General features: G+C 57.0%; 17 protein-coding genes and 1 other annotated feature. Of the genes, 14 read left to right on the plus strand and 3 right to left on the minus strand.

Features of this window, described 5'->3' with window-relative positions:
• Window positions 1-48 precede the first annotated feature (48 nt).
• The 6 genes from dgoR to GO007_RS18415 all read left to right on the plus strand — a co-directional run bounded on the left by dgoR (window position 49) and on the right by GO007_RS18415 (window position 6,256).
• The gene (dgoR, locus tag GO007_RS18390; protein ID WP_095102397.1) at window positions 49-738 is read left to right on the plus strand and encodes a D-galactonate utilization transcriptional regulator DgoR; all 690 of its coding nucleotides are present in this window, start codon (window positions 49-51) and stop codon (window positions 736-738) included.
• The gene (locus GO007_RS18395; RefSeq protein WP_095102402.1) at window positions 735-1,628 is read left to right on the plus strand and encodes a 2-dehydro-3-deoxygalactonokinase; all 894 of its coding nucleotides are present in this window, start codon (window positions 735-737) and stop codon (window positions 1,626-1,628) included. Before dgoR ends, GO007_RS18395 begins: the two co-directional genes overlap by 4 nt.
• 71 nt (window positions 1,629-1,699) lie before the next feature.
• Window positions 1,700-2,317, plus strand: coding sequence for a 2-dehydro-3-deoxy-6-phosphogalactonate aldolase (locus GO007_RS18400; protein ID WP_095102407.1), 618 nt, complete (start codon window positions 1,700-1,702; stop codon window positions 2,315-2,317).
• Window positions 2,314-3,462: a galactonate dehydratase gene (gene dgoD, locus GO007_RS18405; RefSeq protein WP_095102411.1), complete on the plus strand. Its 1,149-nt coding sequence runs from the start codon at window positions 2,314-2,316 to the stop codon at window positions 3,460-3,462. Before GO007_RS18400 ends, dgoD begins: the two co-directional genes overlap by 4 nt.
• A gap of 178 nt (window positions 3,463-3,640) precedes the next feature.
• Window positions 3,641-4,978: an MFS transporter gene (locus tag GO007_RS18410; protein ID WP_166646197.1), complete on the plus strand. Its 1,338-nt coding sequence runs from the start codon at window positions 3,641-3,643 to the stop codon at window positions 4,976-4,978.
• Between the two features lie 51 nt (window positions 4,979-5,029).
• The gene (locus tag GO007_RS18415) at window positions 5,030-6,256 is read left to right on the plus strand and encodes a DUF3748 domain-containing protein (RefSeq protein ID WP_095102420.1); all 1,227 of its coding nucleotides are present in this window, start codon (window positions 5,030-5,032) and stop codon (window positions 6,254-6,256) included.
• A gap of 1 nt (window position 6,257) precedes the next feature.
• Here the strand turns inward: GO007_RS18415 and GO007_RS18420 are convergent, their stop codons facing one another.
• Window positions 6,258-6,590: a YceK/YidQ family lipoprotein gene (locus GO007_RS18420; protein WP_095102423.1), complete on the minus strand. Its 333-nt coding sequence runs from the start codon at window positions 6,588-6,590 to the stop codon at window positions 6,258-6,260.
• Between the two features lie 239 nt (window positions 6,591-6,829).
• Window positions 6,830-6,904, plus strand: a sequence feature (ROSE (Repression Of Heat Shock gene Expression) occurs in the 5'-region of heat shock genes and acts as an RNA thermometer to modulate expression.).
• Between GO007_RS18420 and ibpA the strand changes: the two genes are divergently transcribed.
• The 3 genes from ibpA (at window position 6,898) to GO007_RS18435 (ending at window position 9,703) form a co-directional block, all read left to right on the plus strand.
• A complete protein-coding gene (ibpA, locus tag GO007_RS18425; RefSeq protein ID WP_095102425.1) occupies window positions 6,898-7,311 on the plus strand; it encodes a small heat shock chaperone IbpA in 414 nt (137 codons plus the stop codon). It overlaps the preceding feature by 7 nt.
• A gap of 112 nt (window positions 7,312-7,423) precedes the next feature.
• Complete coding sequence (gene ibpB / locus GO007_RS18430) at window positions 7,424-7,852, plus strand: small heat shock chaperone IbpB (protein WP_095102428.1); 429 nt, start codon at window positions 7,424-7,426, stop codon at window positions 7,850-7,852.
• 189 nt (window positions 7,853-8,041) lie between these two features.
• Window positions 8,042-9,703: a putative transporter gene (locus GO007_RS18435; RefSeq protein WP_095102430.1), complete on the plus strand. Its 1,662-nt coding sequence runs from the start codon at window positions 8,042-8,044 to the stop codon at window positions 9,701-9,703.
• Here GO007_RS18435 and GO007_RS18440 read toward each other — a convergent pair.
• On the minus strand, window positions 9,650-10,417 hold the full coding sequence (locus GO007_RS18440) for a GntR family transcriptional regulator (protein ID WP_095102976.1): 768 nt from the start codon (window positions 10,415-10,417) through the stop codon (window positions 9,650-9,652). The genes GO007_RS18435 and GO007_RS18440 overlap by 54 nt on opposite strands.
• Before the next feature lie 298 nt (window positions 10,418-10,715).
• Here GO007_RS18440 and GO007_RS18445 point away from each other — a divergent pair, with 298 nt between their 5' ends.
• The 5 genes from GO007_RS18445 to GO007_RS18465 all read left to right on the plus strand — a co-directional run bounded on the left by GO007_RS18445 (window position 10,716) and on the right by GO007_RS18465 (window position 14,965).
• On the plus strand, window positions 10,716-12,338 hold the full coding sequence (locus tag GO007_RS18445; protein ID WP_095102432.1) for an alpha-glucoside-specific PTS transporter subunit IIBC: 1,623 nt from the start codon (window positions 10,716-10,718) through the stop codon (window positions 12,336-12,338).
• Window positions 12,335-13,657: a 6-phospho-alpha-glucosidase gene (locus tag GO007_RS18450; RefSeq protein WP_095102434.1), complete on the plus strand. Its 1,323-nt coding sequence runs from the start codon at window positions 12,335-12,337 to the stop codon at window positions 13,655-13,657. Before GO007_RS18445 ends, GO007_RS18450 begins: the two co-directional genes overlap by 4 nt.
• 108 nt (window positions 13,658-13,765) lie before the next feature.
• A complete protein-coding gene (locus GO007_RS18455) occupies window positions 13,766-14,113 on the plus strand; it encodes a YidH family protein (RefSeq protein ID WP_095102437.1) in 348 nt (115 codons plus the stop codon).
• 7 nt (window positions 14,114-14,120) lie between these two features.
• A complete protein-coding gene (locus GO007_RS18460; RefSeq protein WP_095102439.1) occupies window positions 14,121-14,465 on the plus strand; it encodes a DUF202 domain-containing protein in 345 nt (114 codons plus the stop codon).
• Between the two features lie 59 nt (window positions 14,466-14,524).
• A complete protein-coding gene (locus GO007_RS18465; RefSeq protein ID WP_189339899.1) occupies window positions 14,525-14,965 on the plus strand; it encodes a regulator in 441 nt (146 codons plus the stop codon).
• 7 nt (window positions 14,966-14,972) lie between these two features.
• Here GO007_RS18465 and dsdA read toward each other — a convergent pair whose 3' ends face one another.
• The gene (gene dsdA / locus GO007_RS18470) at window positions 14,973-16,301 is read right to left on the minus strand and encodes a D-serine ammonia-lyase (protein WP_095102444.1); all 1,329 of its coding nucleotides are present in this window, start codon (window positions 16,299-16,301) and stop codon (window positions 14,973-14,975) included.
• Window positions 16,302-16,314 lie beyond the last annotated feature (13 nt).

The following is a 16,314-nucleotide window of genomic DNA, read 5'->3' on the forward strand; positions in this document are numbered from 1 at the left end:
GCGGTCACGGTAAAGTAGAGCAGGACATACAGAGCACAAGGACTCTCCATGACTCTCAATAAAACCGATCGCATCGTTATCACGCTGGGCAACCAGATCGTCAGCGGCAAATACGTTCCCGGCTCGGCGCTGCCGGCGGAGGCGGAGCTGTGTGAAGAGTTTGAAACCTCGCGCAATATTATTCGCGAAGTGTTCCGCTCCCTGATGGCCAAGCGGCTGATAGAAATGAAGCGTTATCGCGGCGCCTTCGTCGCACCGCGTAACCACTGGAACTACCTTGATACCGAGGTGCTGCAGTGGGTGCTGGAGAATGATTACGACCCGCGCCTGATTGGCGCGATGAGCGAAGTGCGAAACCTGGTGGAACCGGCCATCGCCCGCTGGGCGGCTGAACGCGCAACCTCGAGCGATTTAGCGCAAATCGAAGAAGCGCTCAACGACATGATTGCCAATAACCAGGACCGGGATGCCTTTAACGAAGCCGACATTCGCTATCACGAAGCGGTGCTGCAGTCGGTACATAACCCGGTGTTACAGCAGCTGAGCGTGGCAATCAGCTCGCTGCAGAGAGCGGTATTTGAACGAACCTGGATGGGTGATGAAGGCAACATGCCGAAAACCCTCCAGGAACATAAGGCGCTGTTTGATGCCATCCGGCATCAGGATAGCGAAGCGGCGGAGCAGGCGGCGCTCACCATGATCGCCAGCTCAACACGAAGGCTGAAGGAAATCACATGACATCTCGCTACATCGCAATTGACTGGGGATCGACCAATCTGCGCGCCTGGCTTTTCCAGGGCGACAGGTGCCTGGAGAGCAGGCAGTCGGAAGCTGGCGTAACCCGCCTCAACGGCAGGTCCCCGGCTGCGGTGTTTAGTGAGATAACCGAAAGCTGGCGCGATGACGCCACGCCAACGGTGATGGCGGGGATGGTCGGCAGCAACGTGGGCTGGAAAATCGCCCCTTACCTACCGGTTCCCGCTCGTTTTTCGGCTATTTGCCAACAGTTAACCGCCGTTGGCGACAATATCTGGATCGTTCCCGGCCTTAGCGTCTCCCGGGACGATAACCGCAACGTGATGCGCGGCGAAGAGACGCAGCTGCTCGGCGCGCGCGCGATTGCTCCCTCCTCTGTCTATGTGATGCCCGGCACCCACTGCAAATGGGTGCAGGCCGATCGCGAGCAAATTCTTGATTTTCGCACCGTGATGACCGGTGAACTGCACCATTTATTACTGCACCATTCGCTGGTGGGCGCCGGCCTGCCGCAGCAGGAAACCTCAGCGGAGGCATTTTCCGCCGGCCTCGAGCGCGGGCTGACATCGCCCGCCGTTTTAGCGCAGCTCTTTCAGGTTCGCGCTTCGCACGTGCTGGGCACGCTACCGCGCGAGCACGTCAGCGAATTTTTATCCGGCCTGCTGATTGGCGCCGAGGTTGCCACCATGAGCGAAAGCGTGATTGACCAGCAGATTACTATCGTTGGCGGAGAGGCGTTGGCGAACCGCTATCAGCAGGCGCTGGCTGCATTTGGCCGTCAGGCGACGGTTATTTCCGGCGATACGGCTTTCCAGGCGGGTATACGGTTCATCATTCAATCGGCCTCCTTACTGGCCGCGCCTGCTCGCTGAATTTAGCCAGCGACCGGGCTCGTTGTCCCGACGCATTCTGAATGATTTTGTCTAAATAAGGAGCATCGCATATGCAGTGGCAAACCAGGCTTCCGCTGATCGCAATTCTGCGCGGCATAACGCCGGAAGAGGCGCTGGCGCACGTGGGCGCCGTTATCGATGCGGGATTTGATGCCGTCGAAATCCCGCTGAACTCGCCCCGCTGGCAGCAAAGCATTCCGGCCATCGTCGAGGCGTTTGGCGATCGGGCGCTGATTGGCGCAGGTACCGTGCTGCAGCCGGAGCAGGTTGACGAGCTGGCGAAGATGGGCTGTCGGCTTATCGTTACGCCAAACGTTCAAAGTGAAGTGATTCGCCGTGCGGTGGGCTACGGGATGACCGTCTGTCCCGGATGCGCTACGGCTACTGAGGCTTTCACCGCGCTCGATGCGGGTGCCGGCGCGCTGAAAGTGTTCCCGTCCTCCGCTTTTGGCCCGGATTATATCAAGGCGCTGAAAGCCGTTTTACCGCCAGAGGTCCCCGTCTTCGCCGTCGGTGGCGTAACGCCGGAGAACCTGGCGCAATGGATTGATGCCGGCTGTATCGGTGCCGGGCTGGGGAGCGATCTTTATCGTGCCGGACAGTCCGTTGAACGCACCGCCCGGCAGGCTGCCGCATTTGTTAAAGCATATCGAGAGGCTGTGCAATGAAAATAACCAAACTGACTACTTACCGTTTACCTCCGCGGTGGATGTTTTTGAAAATTGAAACCGATGAAGGCGTTGTTGGCTGGGGCGAGCCGGTGATTGAAGGGCGCGCGCGCACCGTCGAAGCGGCGGTGCATGAGCTGGGGGAATATCTGATTGGCCAGGACCCGGCGCGTATTAACGACCTGTGGCAGGTGATGTACCGCGCCGGTTTTTATCGCGGCGGCCCTATTTTGATGAGCGCCATTGCCGGTATCGATCAGGCGCTGTGGGATATCAAAGGCAAAGTGCTGAATGCGCCGGTATGGCAGCTGATGGGCGGCCTGGTGCGGGACAAAATTAAAGCCTACAGCTGGGTTGGCGGCGATCGCCCGGCGGAAGTTATCGATGGTATTAAAAAGCTGCGCGGGATTGGCTTTGATACCTTCAAATTAAACGGCTGCGAAGAGATGGGGGTTATTGATAATTCCCGTGCGGTAGACGCAGCGGTCAATACCGTGGCGCAAATCCGCGAAGCTTTCGGCAATGAAATTGAGTTTGGTCTTGATTTCCACGGCCGCGTCAGCGCGCCGATGGCTAAAGTGCTGATTAAAGAGCTGGAACCGTATCGCCCGCTATTTATTGAGGAGCCGGTGCTGGCGGAGCAGGCGGAATATTATCCAAAACTGGCAGCGCAGACCCATATTCCGCTCGCGGCGGGTGAACGTATGTTCTCGCGCTTCGAATTCAAGCGAGTATTGGAAGCGGGCGGCCTGGCCATTTTGCAGCCGGATCTGTCGCACGCCGGAGGGATCACCGAATGCTATAAAATCGCCGGAATGGCTGAGGCTTATGACGTGGCGCTGGCGCCGCACTGCCCGCTGGGCCCGATCGCCCTGGCCGCCTGCCTGCACGTCGATTTCGTCGCGCGCAATGCGGTCCTCCAGGAACAAAGCATGGGCATTCACTACAACAAGGGCGCGGAGCTGCTCGACTTTGTGAAAAATAAAGAAGACTTCAGTATGGAAGGCGGCTTCTTTAAACCGTTAATGAAGCCTGGGCTGGGAGTGGAAATTGATGAAGCCAGAGTGATTGAACTCAGTAAAAATGCGCCGGACTGGCGTAATCCATTGTGGCGTCATGAGGATGGTTCCGTCGCCGAATGGTAATGTGCGTCATACTTTGCACTGGTGATGCGTTGGCTGCATTTTCTTACCCCAGTCACATACTAATGTATGCTCCTGGGAATGCGAAAATATGCCACCTTTCCCCGGCACAAATTATTTAGCGCATTACGGTTAAGTTATTAATAAAAAATTCAAATAAACCCTCTGTAATTTACCGGGCATGGTGAGCGGCTTCGCTATGCCCAAAATCTGGAGACAGATTGCTATGGATATTTCAGTGACAGCTGCAAAACCCGGGCGTCGTCGTTATCTGACGCTGGTTATGATCTTTATTACCGTTGTTATTTGCTACGTTGACCGGGCTAATCTTGCCGTCGCGTCAGCGCATATTCAGGAAGAGTTTGGTATTAGCAAAACGGAAATGGGCTATATTTTTTCTGCTTTTGCCTGGCTTTATACGCTGTGTCAAATCCCCGGCGGTTGGTTCCTCGACCGCGTAGGTTCGCGAATGACCTACTTTATTGCCATTTTTGGCTGGTCGGTGGCGACGCTGTTTCAGGGCTTTGCCACGGGGCTGATGTCGCTCATTGGTCTGCGAGCGATTACGGGCATTTTTGAAGCCCCGGCTTTCCCGACCAATAATCGCATGGTGACCAGCTGGTTCCCGGAGCATGAACGCGCATCGGCGGTCGGCTTCTACACCTCCGGTCAGTTTGTGGGGCTGGCATTCCTTACGCCGCTGCTGATCTGGATTCAGGAGCTGCTGAGCTGGCATTGGGTATTCATCGTCACCGGCGCTATCGGTATTGTCTGGTCGTTAGTTTGGTTCAAGGTCTACCAGCCTCCGCGCCTGACTAAAAGCATCAGCAAAGCCGAGCTGGACTATATTCGCGACGGCGGCGGTCTGGTGGATGGCGATGCGCCGGTCAAAAAAGAGGCGCGGCAGCCGATGACCAAAGCCGACTGGAAGCTGGTATTCCATCGTAAGCTGGTCGGCGTCTACCTCGGGCAGTTTGCCGTCACCTCCACGCTGTGGTTTTTCCTGACCTGGTTCCCCAACTACCTGACTCAGGAAAAGGGGATTACCGCGCTAAAAGCGGGCTTTATGACCACGGTTCCCTTCCTTGCCGCGTTTGTTGGCGTGCTGCTCTCGGGCTGGCTGGCGGACAGGCTGGTGCGAAAAGGCGTTTCGCTGGGCGCCGCGCGTAAAACGCCCATTATCTGCGGGCTGCTGATATCGACCTGTATTATCGGCGCGAATTACACCAACGATCCGGTATGGATTATGACCCTGATGGCCATCGCCTTCTTCGGCAACGGCTTTGCTTCTATCACCTGGTCACTGGTGTCATCGCTTGCGCCGATGCGCCTGATTGGGCTGACCGGCGGCGTGTTTAACTTTGTCGGCGGTCTGGGCGGGATCACCGTTCCGCTGGTCATTGGCTACCTGGCGCAGGGATATGGTTTTGCTCCTGCTCTGGTTTATATTGCCGTCGTGGCTCTGATTGGCGCGCTTTCCTACATTGTGCTGGTGGGCGATATTAAACGTGTAGGCTAATTCTTGCCGATACTATACCCTGATGCGAACGCCGTGCATCAGGGTAGTCCTATGAAACAAATCACTTTTGCCCCTCGTCATCATCAGTTGACCAATACTCGCGTCTGGACTGCGGATAGCCAGTGGCTGGTTTTTGACGTCCGCCCGTCCGGGGCCTCCTTCACCGGGGAGACGATTGAGCGGGTCAACGTCCACACCGGGGCGGTAGAGACTATCTATCGCGCGCAGCAGGGCGCTCACGTTGGCGTGGTGACCGTTCATCCAACGAAAGATGCCTACGTTTTTATTCACGGCCCCGAGCGCCCGGATGAAAGCTGGCATTATGATTTCCACCACCGTCGCGGCGTGGTGTCGTTTCAGGGCGAGTGCCGTAACCTTGATGCGATGGATATCACCGCTCCTTATACCGCCGGCGCGCTGCGCGGCGGTAGCCACGTCCATGTTTATAGTCCTGATGGTCAACTGGTCAGCTTTACCTATAACGATCACGTGCTGCATGAGCGCTCGCCCGCGCTGGATCTGCGCAACGTTGGGGTGGCCGCGCCCTATGGCCCGGTAGTACCGCACGGGCAGCATCCGCGTGAATATGGCGGTAGCCACTGGTGCGTGCTGGTCAGCCGGACGACGCCTGAGCCGACGCCGGGCAGCGATGAAATCAACCGCGCTTATGAAGAGGGCTGGGTCGGTAACCATGCTCTGGCTTTTATTGGCGACACGCTATCGGCAGAAGGTGAAAAGGTTCCCGAGCTGTTTATCGTCGCCTTGCCGGATAGCGAACAAGGCTGGAAGCAGCAGGGCGATGCGCCGCTGGCGGGGACCGATACTACGCTCCCCGCGCCGCCGGCCGGGGTGATGCAGCGGCGCCTGACCTTTACTCACGACCGCCGCTATCCCGGATTAACCACCGCGCCGCGCCACTGGGTACGGGCTAACCCGCAGGCGACGGAGATTGCGTTTCTGATGCGCGATGATGCCGGCGTGGTTCAGCTGTGGCTGATTTCGCCGCAGGGTAGCGGCCTGCGGCAGCTAACCGCTAATCGCTCGGATATTCAGTCGGCGTTTAACTGGCACCCGTCGGGCGAATGGCTGGGATTTGTGCTGGAGAATCGGATTGCGCTTTGCCACGCTCGATCTGGTGCGGTGACGTTTTTGACTGCCGAGGGGGAAAGCTCGCCTTCAGCGGACGCGATCGTCTTTTCGCCGGATGGCAAATATCTGGCATGGATGGCGGAGGTGGGCGGCTATCGTCAGCTGTGGACCACCGAGGTTACGCGTTAAATCAAGGGGTTGGCATTGACGCTGGCGGGATAACCGAATTGGTCGCCAGCGACTCTTTTTCGCTTTTTTCAACGCGCGATTTTATCGAGCTATCGGTACGGAACATATCCCACGGCAGCAGCAGCGTATCCATCACCGCGGTGAGAGGCATATCTATCGCCACCAGGGATTTTGTTCCCCAGTTGGCATCGCTATCGCCCAGCATCTGCGCGCTGGCACGCGTTCCCGGGTAGGTTCCTTCCTTGCCACCGGTATGAGACATCACGCTGGAGCAACCGCTCAAGGCTACCATTCCGCCGAACAGGACCAGCTTTAACAGACCGCTTTTCATCATTCTTCCATTATTGTTTCGGGCATTGAGATAACCATTTATCGGTTATATCGAGCCATCCTCTGAATGCATAGCGTTATTACGCTGCACTGTGGCAGGCATCGCATTTTGCCTTTTGTGCTACCCCCAGTCTAAGCAATCGTCGGCAAACTGCAAAAAAAATTGCTGCATTCGTCTTGAAAAACGCGGTGGGAAACCCATTTTAGAAACGTGGCCCAATGAGAATACGCCTGCGGGGTATTCCGGGTAATAACGACCTGTCCATGATGGAAGGTCATAAAATTCTCGCTGATTTCAGGAGCTATTTATTATGCGTAATTTCGATCTCTCTCCGCTGTATCGTTCTGCTATTGGTTTTGACCGCCTTTTTAATCTGTTAGAAAACAATCAGAGCCAAAGTAATGGCGGCTACCCTCCGTACAACGTCGAGCTGGTAGACGAAAACCATTATCGCATTGCGATCGCCGTTGCCGGCTTTGCCGAAAGCGAACTGGAGATCACCGCCCAGGATAATCTGCTGATCGTCAAAGGTGCCCATGCCGGTGAGCCGAAAGAGCGTACTTACCTCTATCAGGGCATTGCCGAGCGCAACTTTGAGCGCAAATTCCAGATTGCGGAGAACATCCACATCCGCGGGGCTAACCTGGTGAACGGTCTGCTGTATATCGAACTGGAACGCGTGATCCCGGAAGCGGATAAACCGCGCCGTATCGAAATCAACTAATCCCGTTGGGTCGCTCGCGCGGCCCGATATTGAAACTTGCTCGCCGTCAGGGGGCAGATGCGGGTTATCAAACCTGCGGTATTCACTCGCTTCTTAGAAGGAGAAACACATTATGCGTAACTACGATTTATCCCCACTGCTGCGTCAATGGATCGGTTTTGACAAACTGGCCAATGCTCTGCAAACCGCCGGTGAAAGCCAGAGCTTCCCACCTTATAACATCGAAAAAAGCGACGATAACCACTATCGCATTACCCTTGCGCTGGCCGGTTTCCGTCAGGAAGATCTGGACATTCAGCTGGAGGGGACGCGCCTGAGCGTGAAAGGTACGCCGCAGCAGGCGGAAAAAGAGACGAAGTGGCTGCATCAGGGGCTGGTAAGCCAGGCCTTTAGCCTCAGCTTCACTCTTGCCGAAAATATGGAAGTCTCCGGAGCCACCTTCAACAACGGTTTGTTGCATATCGATCTCACCCGCAATGAACCGGAAGCGGTTATCCCGCAGCGGATCGCGATTAGCGAGCGTCCGGCGCTCGACAGCTAATCTGACAAGATCATCAAAGCCCCGACCTTTCGGGGCTTTTTTTTGGCCTCGGGCGCTGAAATGACCGGCGGAAGTACCCTGTACGCGGTTCCGATGACCCGCTGATTATTGTGCGCCAGGCTGCATACAGGCCCCGAGGGTTGGGCCATAATCCCGGTTATTACTAATGTTATTCACAGGGAAAACACGATGAGTGATATAGCATTGACCGTCAGCGTTTTGGCGCTGGTTGCGGTTGTCGGATTGTGGATCGGCAATGTCAAAATTCGCGGTGTGGGTTTTGGCATTGGCGGCGTGCTGTTTGGCGGTATTATCGTCGGCCACTTTGTCGATCAGGCGGGCATTACCCTCAGCGGACCCATGCTGCACTTTATTCAGGAATTTGGCCTGATTCTCTTCGTTTATACCATCGGTATCCAGGTCGGGCCGGGGTTCTTCGCCTCTCTGCGCGTTTCAGGGCTGCGGCTTAACCTCTTTGCCATCCTCATCGTGATCCTCGGCGGTCTGGTGACCGCGGTGCTGCATAAGCTTTTTAATATCCCGCTGCCGATAGTCCTCGGTATTTTCTCCGGGGCGGTGACCAATACCCCGGCGCTGGGGGCCGGGCAGCAGATCCTTCGCGACCTTGGCGTGCCGCTCGATGTCGTAGACCAGATGGGGATGAGCTATGCCATGGCCTATCCGTTTGGTATTTGCGGCATTTTGCTCACCATGTGGCTGGTGCGCCTGTTCTTTCGCGTCAACGTCGAAAAAGAGGCCCAGCAGTTTGATGAGAGCAGCGGTAATGGCCATGCGCTGCTGCAGACGATTAACGTCCGCGTTGAAAACCCTAACCTGAATAATATGGCGATTCAGGATGTACCGATGCTCAACAGCGACAGGCTGATCTGTTCGCGCCTTAAGCGGGATGAGCTGCTGATGGTCCCGGCTCCGGGCACGCTGATCCAGACCGGCGACCTTCTGCATCTGGTGGGGCGTCCGGAGGATTTACACAATGCGCAGTTGGTGATCGGCAAGGAGGTTTCCACCTCGCTTTCCACCCGCGGTACCGATCTGAAAGTTGAGCGGGTGGTGGTGACCAGCGAGAAGATCCTCGGCAAGAAAATCCGCGATCTCAATTTTAAGCAGCGCTATGACGTCGTGATCTCGCGGCTTAATCGCGCCGGCGTGGAGCTGGTGGCCAGCAGCCATGCCAGCCTGCAGTTTGGTGACATTCTTAACCTGGTCGGGCGCCCGGAGGCGATTGACGCGGTTGCCGCTGAGCTGGGTAACGCGCAGCAAAAATTGCAGCAGGTCCAGATGCTGCCGGTATTTATCGGCATTGGTTTAGGGGTGCTGCTGGGCTCTATTCCGCTGTTTATTCCCGGTTTTCCCGTCGCGCTTAAGCTGGGGCTGGCCGGCGGGCCGCTGATTATGGCGCTGATCCTCGGGCGAATCGGCAGCATCGGCAAGCTGTACTGGTTTATGCCGCCCAGCGCCAACCTTGCGCTGCGTGAGCTCGGGATCGTCCTGTTTTTGGCGGTTGTCGGCCTGAAGTCGGGCGGTGATTTTATCCTCACGCTGACCCACGGCGACGGCCTGAACTGGATAGTCTACGGTATTTTCATTACCGGCATTCCGCTGCTGACGGTCGGTATTCTGGCGCGAATGCTGCTGAAGATGAACTATCTGACCCTGTGCGGCATGCTGGCCGGTTCAATGACCGATCCCCCGGCGCTGGCCTTCGCCAACAACCTGCACGCCACCAGCGGGGCGGCGGCGCTGTCGTATGCTACGGTCTACCCGCTGGTGATGTTTTTACGCATCATCACGCCCCAGCTCCTCGCCGTGTTGTTCTGGGGGATGAGCTAACGGGCTATCGAGGTGGACGCGGCGTAAATGGTAGTCCACCTGATACTCGCTGGCGTTGCGAAACATAACGGAATAATTGAGAAATTCGCCGCTGTCGCTGTAGGAGAGCGAGGTGATACGCAGCAGCGGCGTCTGCTCCGGCACGTTCATCGACTTTGCCAGCTGCTTGTCCGCCAGCACCGGGGAGAGGCTCTCGTAGTTACCGCTAATCGTTAGCCCACACTCTTTCTCGATGTAGTCAAATTTTGACCCCTCCAGATGCACCAGCGACAGATTACGAAACAGTTTTACCGGCATATAGCTGTCTTCCAGCATCAGGGACTTTCCGTCCACGTAGCGCACGCGTCGTGAGAAATAGATCCGCTCGTTAATCTGAATCCGCAGCTGGCTGGCAATCGCGGGCGGCGCGGGCATCACCTCGAAAATCAGCACCTGGCTGACCACCTCTTTCCCCTGCTGGCGCAGCACTTCGGCCAGGCCGGTAAGATTGGTGGTTTCGTGGTGCACGTCTTTGCGTGCGACGTAGGTGCCGCTACCGTGCCGACGAACCACCAGCCCCCAGTTCACCAGCAGGTCGATGGCTTTGCGAATGGTCATCCGCGCGACGCCAAACTCCTGCGCCAGCTTTTTCTCTCCCGGCAGCGGGCTGCCGATGTTGAAATCCGATGAATTGAGCCGCAGGCGCAATCTTTCAGCAATAGATTTGTAGATCACCAGTAGACCTCTATTCCAGTGACAGAGGTGATTATCAAACCCCTGTTTCGTATTAAAAATCATTAAATTACATACGTATACGCCGATGTTTTTGCAGGCTAAGGTCTGGGGATTTTGTTGTTGTCTATGTTTTATTCAAAAATTAGACAACATTGCTGTAATTAAAACCATGAAAGCGATCACGAATCGCAACGACATTGCATGTTGGATGACGGGTAAATTCCTATTCTCGCTTTAGGCCGATACTCAAGACAAATAAGGCCACTAACCCTACTGGTTGTTAAATGAGGATTTTAAAATGCTCAGTCAAATACAACGTTTCGGCGGTGCCATGTTTACCCCGGTTTTGCTGTTTCCCTTTGCCGGGATCGTGGTCGGAATTGCCATTATGTTACGCAACCCGATGTTTGTCGGCGAAGCGCTTACGGCCCCCGATAATTTATTTGCACAAATCGTTCACATTATTGAAGAAGGCGGCTGGACGGTATTTCGTAATATGCCGCTGATTTTCGCCGTCGGCCTGCCGATTGGCCTCGCTAAACAGGCGCAGGGCCGGGCCTGCCTGGCGGTGCTGGTAAGCTTTCTGACCTGGAACTACTTCATCAACGCGATGGGGATGACCTGGGGCCACTTCTTCGGCGTCGACTTTTCCGCTGAACCTACGGCCGGCAGCGGCCTGGCGATGATCGCCGGGATTAAAACGCTGGATACCAGCATCATCGGCGCGATTGTTATTTCCGGTCTCGTGACCGCGCTGCATAACCGCTATTTTGACAAACCGCTGCCGGTTTTCCTCGGTATTTTCCAGGGGTCCTCATTTGTCGTTATCGTTGCATTCCTGGCAATGATCCCCTGCGCCTGGCTCACGCTACTCGGCTGGCCGAAAGTACAGATGGGTATTGAATCTCTGCAGGCGTTTTTACGCTCAGCCGGGGCGCTCGGGGTCTGGGTTTATATTTTCCTTGAGCGGATCCTGATCCCAACCGGTTTACACCATTTTGTCTACGGCCCGTTTATCTTTGGCCCGGCAGTGGTGGAAGGCGGCATTCAGGTGTACTGGGCGCAGCATCTGCAGGAGTTTAGTCAGAGCACCGAGCCGCTGAAGGCCCTGTTCCCGGAAGGCGGCTTCGCCCTGCACGGAAACTCGAAAGTCTTTGGCTCCGTGGGTATTGCGCTGGCGCTCTACTTCACCGCCGCCCCGGAAAACCGCGTCAAGGTCGCCGGGCTGCTGATACCGGCCACCCTGACCGCCATGCTGGTCGGCATCACCGAACCGCTGGAGTTCACCTTCTTGTTTATCTCTCCGCTGCTGTTCGCCGTGCACGCCGTGCTGGCGGCGACGATGGCGACGGTGATGTATATGTGCGGCGTGGTGGGCAATTTTGGCGGCGGTTTGCTGGATCAGTTCCTGCCGCAAAACTGGATCCCGATGTTCCATAACCACGCGTCGATGATGTTTATCCAGATCGGCATCGGGGCGTGCTTCACCGGCATCTACTTCGTTATCTTCCGCACCCTGATCCTGCGTCTCAACCTGAAAACGCCGGGACGCGAAGAGAGTGAAATCAAGCTCTACAGCAAGGCCGACTACCAGGCTGCGCGCGGCAAAACCAGCGCCGCAGGGGCGACGGACACCAGGCTCGGCCAGGCCGCAGGTTTCCTGCAGGCGCTCGGCGGGGCAAGCAATATCGAGAACATCAATAACTGCGCCACCCGCCTGCGTATCACGCTGGTGGATATGGCGAAAACGCAAAGTGACGACGTCTTTAAAGCGCTGGGCGCCCACGGGGTTGTGCGACGCGGCAACGGGATTCAGGTCATCGTCGGCCTGCACGTTCCTCAGGTTCGCGACCAGCTTGAAACCTTAATCAAAGATTCTCTACAGACCGAACAAAACACCATGACGGAGGCAGTATCATGAAAAAATTCTCAGTTGTTATCGCAGGCGGCGGCAGTACCTTTACCCCGGGCATCGTATTAATGCTGTTAGCTAACCAGGACCGTTTCCCGCTGCGGGCACTGAAATTTTATGACAACGACGGTGCGCGGCAGGAGACTATCGCCGAAGCGTGTAAAGTCATTCTCAAAGAGCAGGCGCCGGATATTGAGTTCAGCTACACCACCGACCCGCAGGCGGCGTTTACCGACGTTGATTTCGTGATGGCACATATTCGCGTCGGTAAATATCCGATGCGTGAAAAAGATGAAAAAATCCCCCTGCGCCACGGCGTGCTGGGCCAGGAAACCTGCGGACCTGGCGGTATTGCCTACGGTATGCGCTCGATCGGCGGCGTGCTGGAGCTGGTGGACTATATGCAAAAATATTCGCCGAACGCGTGGATGCTTAACTACTCCAACCCGGCGGCCATTGTGGCAGAAGCGACCCGCCGCCTGCGTCCGAACGCGAAAATCCTCAACATTTGCGATATGCCGATCGGTATCGAAGGGCGGATGGCGCAAATCGTCGGCCTGAAAGACCGCAAGCAGATGCGCGTGCGCTACTACGGCCTTAACCACTTCGGCTGGTGGACGTCGATTGAGGATCTGCAGGGTAACGACCTGATGCCAAAATTGCGTGAGTATGTCGCTAAATATGGCTATGTTCCGCCATCTAACGACCCGCATACCGAAGCGAGCTGGAACGATACCTTTGCGAAGGCAAAAGATGTGCAGGCGCTGGATCCGGATACCATGCCGAACACCTACCTGAAGTACTATCTGTTCCCGGATTATGTGGTTGCGCACTCCAACCCTGAGCGCACCCGCGCAAACGAGGTCATGGATCATCGCGAGAAAAACGTCTTCAGCGCCTGCCGGGCCATTATTGCCGCCGGCAAATCATCTGCAGGTGATTTGGAGATCGACGAGCACGCCTCGTACATCGTTGACCTCGCGGCGGCGATTGCCTTCAACACCCAGGAACGCATGCTGCTGATTGTGCCGAATAATGGCGCTATCCATAACTTTGACGCCGATGCGATGGTCGAAATTCCGTGCCTGGTTGGCCATAACGGGCCGGAGCCGCTAACGGTTGGCGATATCCCGAACTTCCAGAAAGGGATGATGGGCCAGCAGGTGGCGGTCGAAAAACTGGTGGTCGATGCCTGGGAACATCGCTCCTACCACAAGCTGTGGCAGGCGATTACGCTGTCGAAAACCGTGCCGAGCGCCTCTGTCGCCAGGGCGATCCTTGATGACCTGATCGCGGCCAATAAAGAGTACTGGCCAGAACTGCACTAATCTCTCCCTCTCACCGGCACCCAACGGGTGCCGGTTCTTCCCTCTTCCCCCGTTCGTGATGAATTACGCTATGCTGGAGCCTGCCCGTGGCACGAACAAGGAACCCTGATGAAAATCTCCCGCGTCGGCGAAGCGCCGGATTACCGCTTTTCACTCGCCAATGAACGTACTTTTCTCGCCTGGATCCGCACGGCGCTGGGCTTTCTCGCCGCCGGCGTCGGCCTCGATCAGCTGGCGCCCGACTTTGCCACGCCGCTGATTCGCGAAGCGCTGGCGCTGCTGCTGTGCCTGTTTGCCGGCGGCCTGGCCATTTACGGCTATCTGCGCTGGCTGAGTAATGAAAAGGCGATGCGCCTAAAACAAGACTTGCCCTATACCCGGACGCTGCTGGCGATCAGTATTCTGCTGATGATTGTGGTCGTGGTGGTGACGGGACTGGTGCTCTACGGTGGATAGGCGTCGGATGCGGCGGGAGAGCGATCCGGGCCTGCAGCCGGAGCGCACGTCGCTGGCCTGGTTCCGAACGCTGTTGGGCTACGGGGCGCTGATGGCGCTGGCAGTCAAACACAACTGGCACAGCGCGGGCGCGCTGTTCTGGCTGTCGATTGGCGTGCTGGCTGCCGTTGCCATTATTCTCTGGCGCTATACCCGCAGCCGCAACCTGATGGATATCAACGAGAGCGATTTCGCACAATCCCGGGCGATACGTGACAAATTTTTGATCTCCCTCGCAGTGCTTTCGCTGGCGTTAATGTTTGCTGTAACTCATCTACGGCAGATTGTTTTATTCATTAAGGATGTGACATGACAGGACGTTGCCACAGCAGGAGTGCCGCAGAGAGAGAGCTGAAGGTACTGGACGTCAATATTTATCGCCATCACTGCCAGAGCCCGCGGCAATATTATCACCAGCTACGCCAGCAGGGCGTTTCAGCGATCCGCTTTGTTCCGCAGCTTCAGCCGGAAGATGCCGAGGCCTGGGGGGAGTTCCTGTGCGCGGTTTTTGCTATCTGGGTACGCGAGGATATCGGCCGGATCCTGGTGTTGCCCTTTGAGAGCGCTCTGCGCGGCTGGTGTGGTGAAGCGGTACGTCCCGCCGACGCGCCGGTTACGCCAGATTGTCGCGACTGCCCGTGGCTGAGGTTATGCGGCGGTGATTGCCCGCCGGCGGATGCGCAAAAGGGGCAAAACCCGCTGTGCGCGGGTTATCGCCAGTTTTACAGCATGAGCGCGCCCTATATGCGCGTCATGCGTGATCTACAAAACCAGCAGCGGTCGCCCGCCGAGCTGATGCCGCTGCTGCGCTAACGGCGGGCTAGCGGCCCTTCGCCAGATACTGCGCCATTTCTTCTTCCGGCACCATGCCGCCGCCGGTGGCCCACACCAGGTGCGTGGCATTCTGCATCTGCTCCGGGCTAAAGCCGTGCATTTGCCGGTAGGTCTCGCTTGCGCAAATATGCTGCGGCCCGGCCATGCCCGCCAGTGCCGAAGGCTCAAGGCGGATATTTTCAGCCTGCGCCAGCCAGCCCAGCATGTCGTACATCGTCTGGTCGTCGAGGGTATACAGGCCATCCAGTAGACGCTCCATCGCCCGGCCGACAAATCCCGACGCCCGGCCAACGGCGAGCCCGTCGGCGGCGGTCAGGTTATCAATACCTAAATCCTGGACCGCAATCGCGTCGTGCAGTCCGGTATAAATCCCCAGCAGCATACAGGGCGAGTGGGTTGGTTCCGCGAAGAAGCAGCGCACGTGGTCGCCGAAGGCCAGCTTGAGGCCAAATGCCACTCCGCCAGGGCCCCCGCCAACGCCGCACGGCAGATAGACGAACAGCGGATGGTCGGCATCGACCGCGCGGCCCTGCTGAGCAAACTGGGCCTTCAGACGCTCGCCGGCAACGGCGTAGCCGAGGAACAGCGTGCGTGAGTTTTCGTCGTCGATAAAGAAGCAGTTAGGGTCTGATTCGGCGGCTTTACGCCCCTGCTCAACCGCTACGCCGTAATCCTGTTCGTACTCCACCACCGTCACGCCGTGGCTGCGCAGCTTCGCTTTTTTCCACGCCCGGGCGTCGGCGGACATATGCACGGTGACCTTAAAGCCGATGCGCGCGCTCATGATGCCAATCGACATTCCGAGGTTTCCGGTGGAGCCCACGGCGATGCTGTACTGGCTGAAGAACTGTTTAAATTCAGGCGTCAGCAGCCTGCTGTAGTCATCCGCGGTGGTGAGCAGTCCGGCTTCCAGCGCCAGTTTTTCCGCGTGGGTCAGCACCTCATAAATGCCGCCTCGCGCTTTAATTGAGCCGGAGATCGGCAGATGGCTGTCCTTTTTCAACAGCAGCTCACCCGCAACCGGCTGCGCAAATTCCTGTTCCAGCCGCGCTTTCATGGCCGGAATCGCCACCAGCTCGGATTCGATAATCCCGCCGGTGGCCGCGGTTTCCGGGAAGGCCTGCGCCAGATACGGGGCAAAGCGATCGAGGCGGGCGCGGGCGTCCTGGACGTCTTCGCTGGTCAAGCCGACGTAGGGCAAACCCTCGGCCAGAGAGGTGGTCGCCGGGTTAAACCAGGCGGTTTCTTTCAGGGCAATCAGCTCCTTCAGCAGCGGGAACTGTGCGATTAAAGTGGTCATGTCAGCGTTTTTCATATTACGTCTCTTG

This window comes from Klebsiella sp. 10-1 (assembly GCF_009758445.1).
In the GTDB taxonomy this organism is placed as follows: domain Bacteria; phylum Pseudomonadota; class Gammaproteobacteria; order Enterobacterales; family Enterobacteriaceae; genus Klebsiella; species Klebsiella scottii.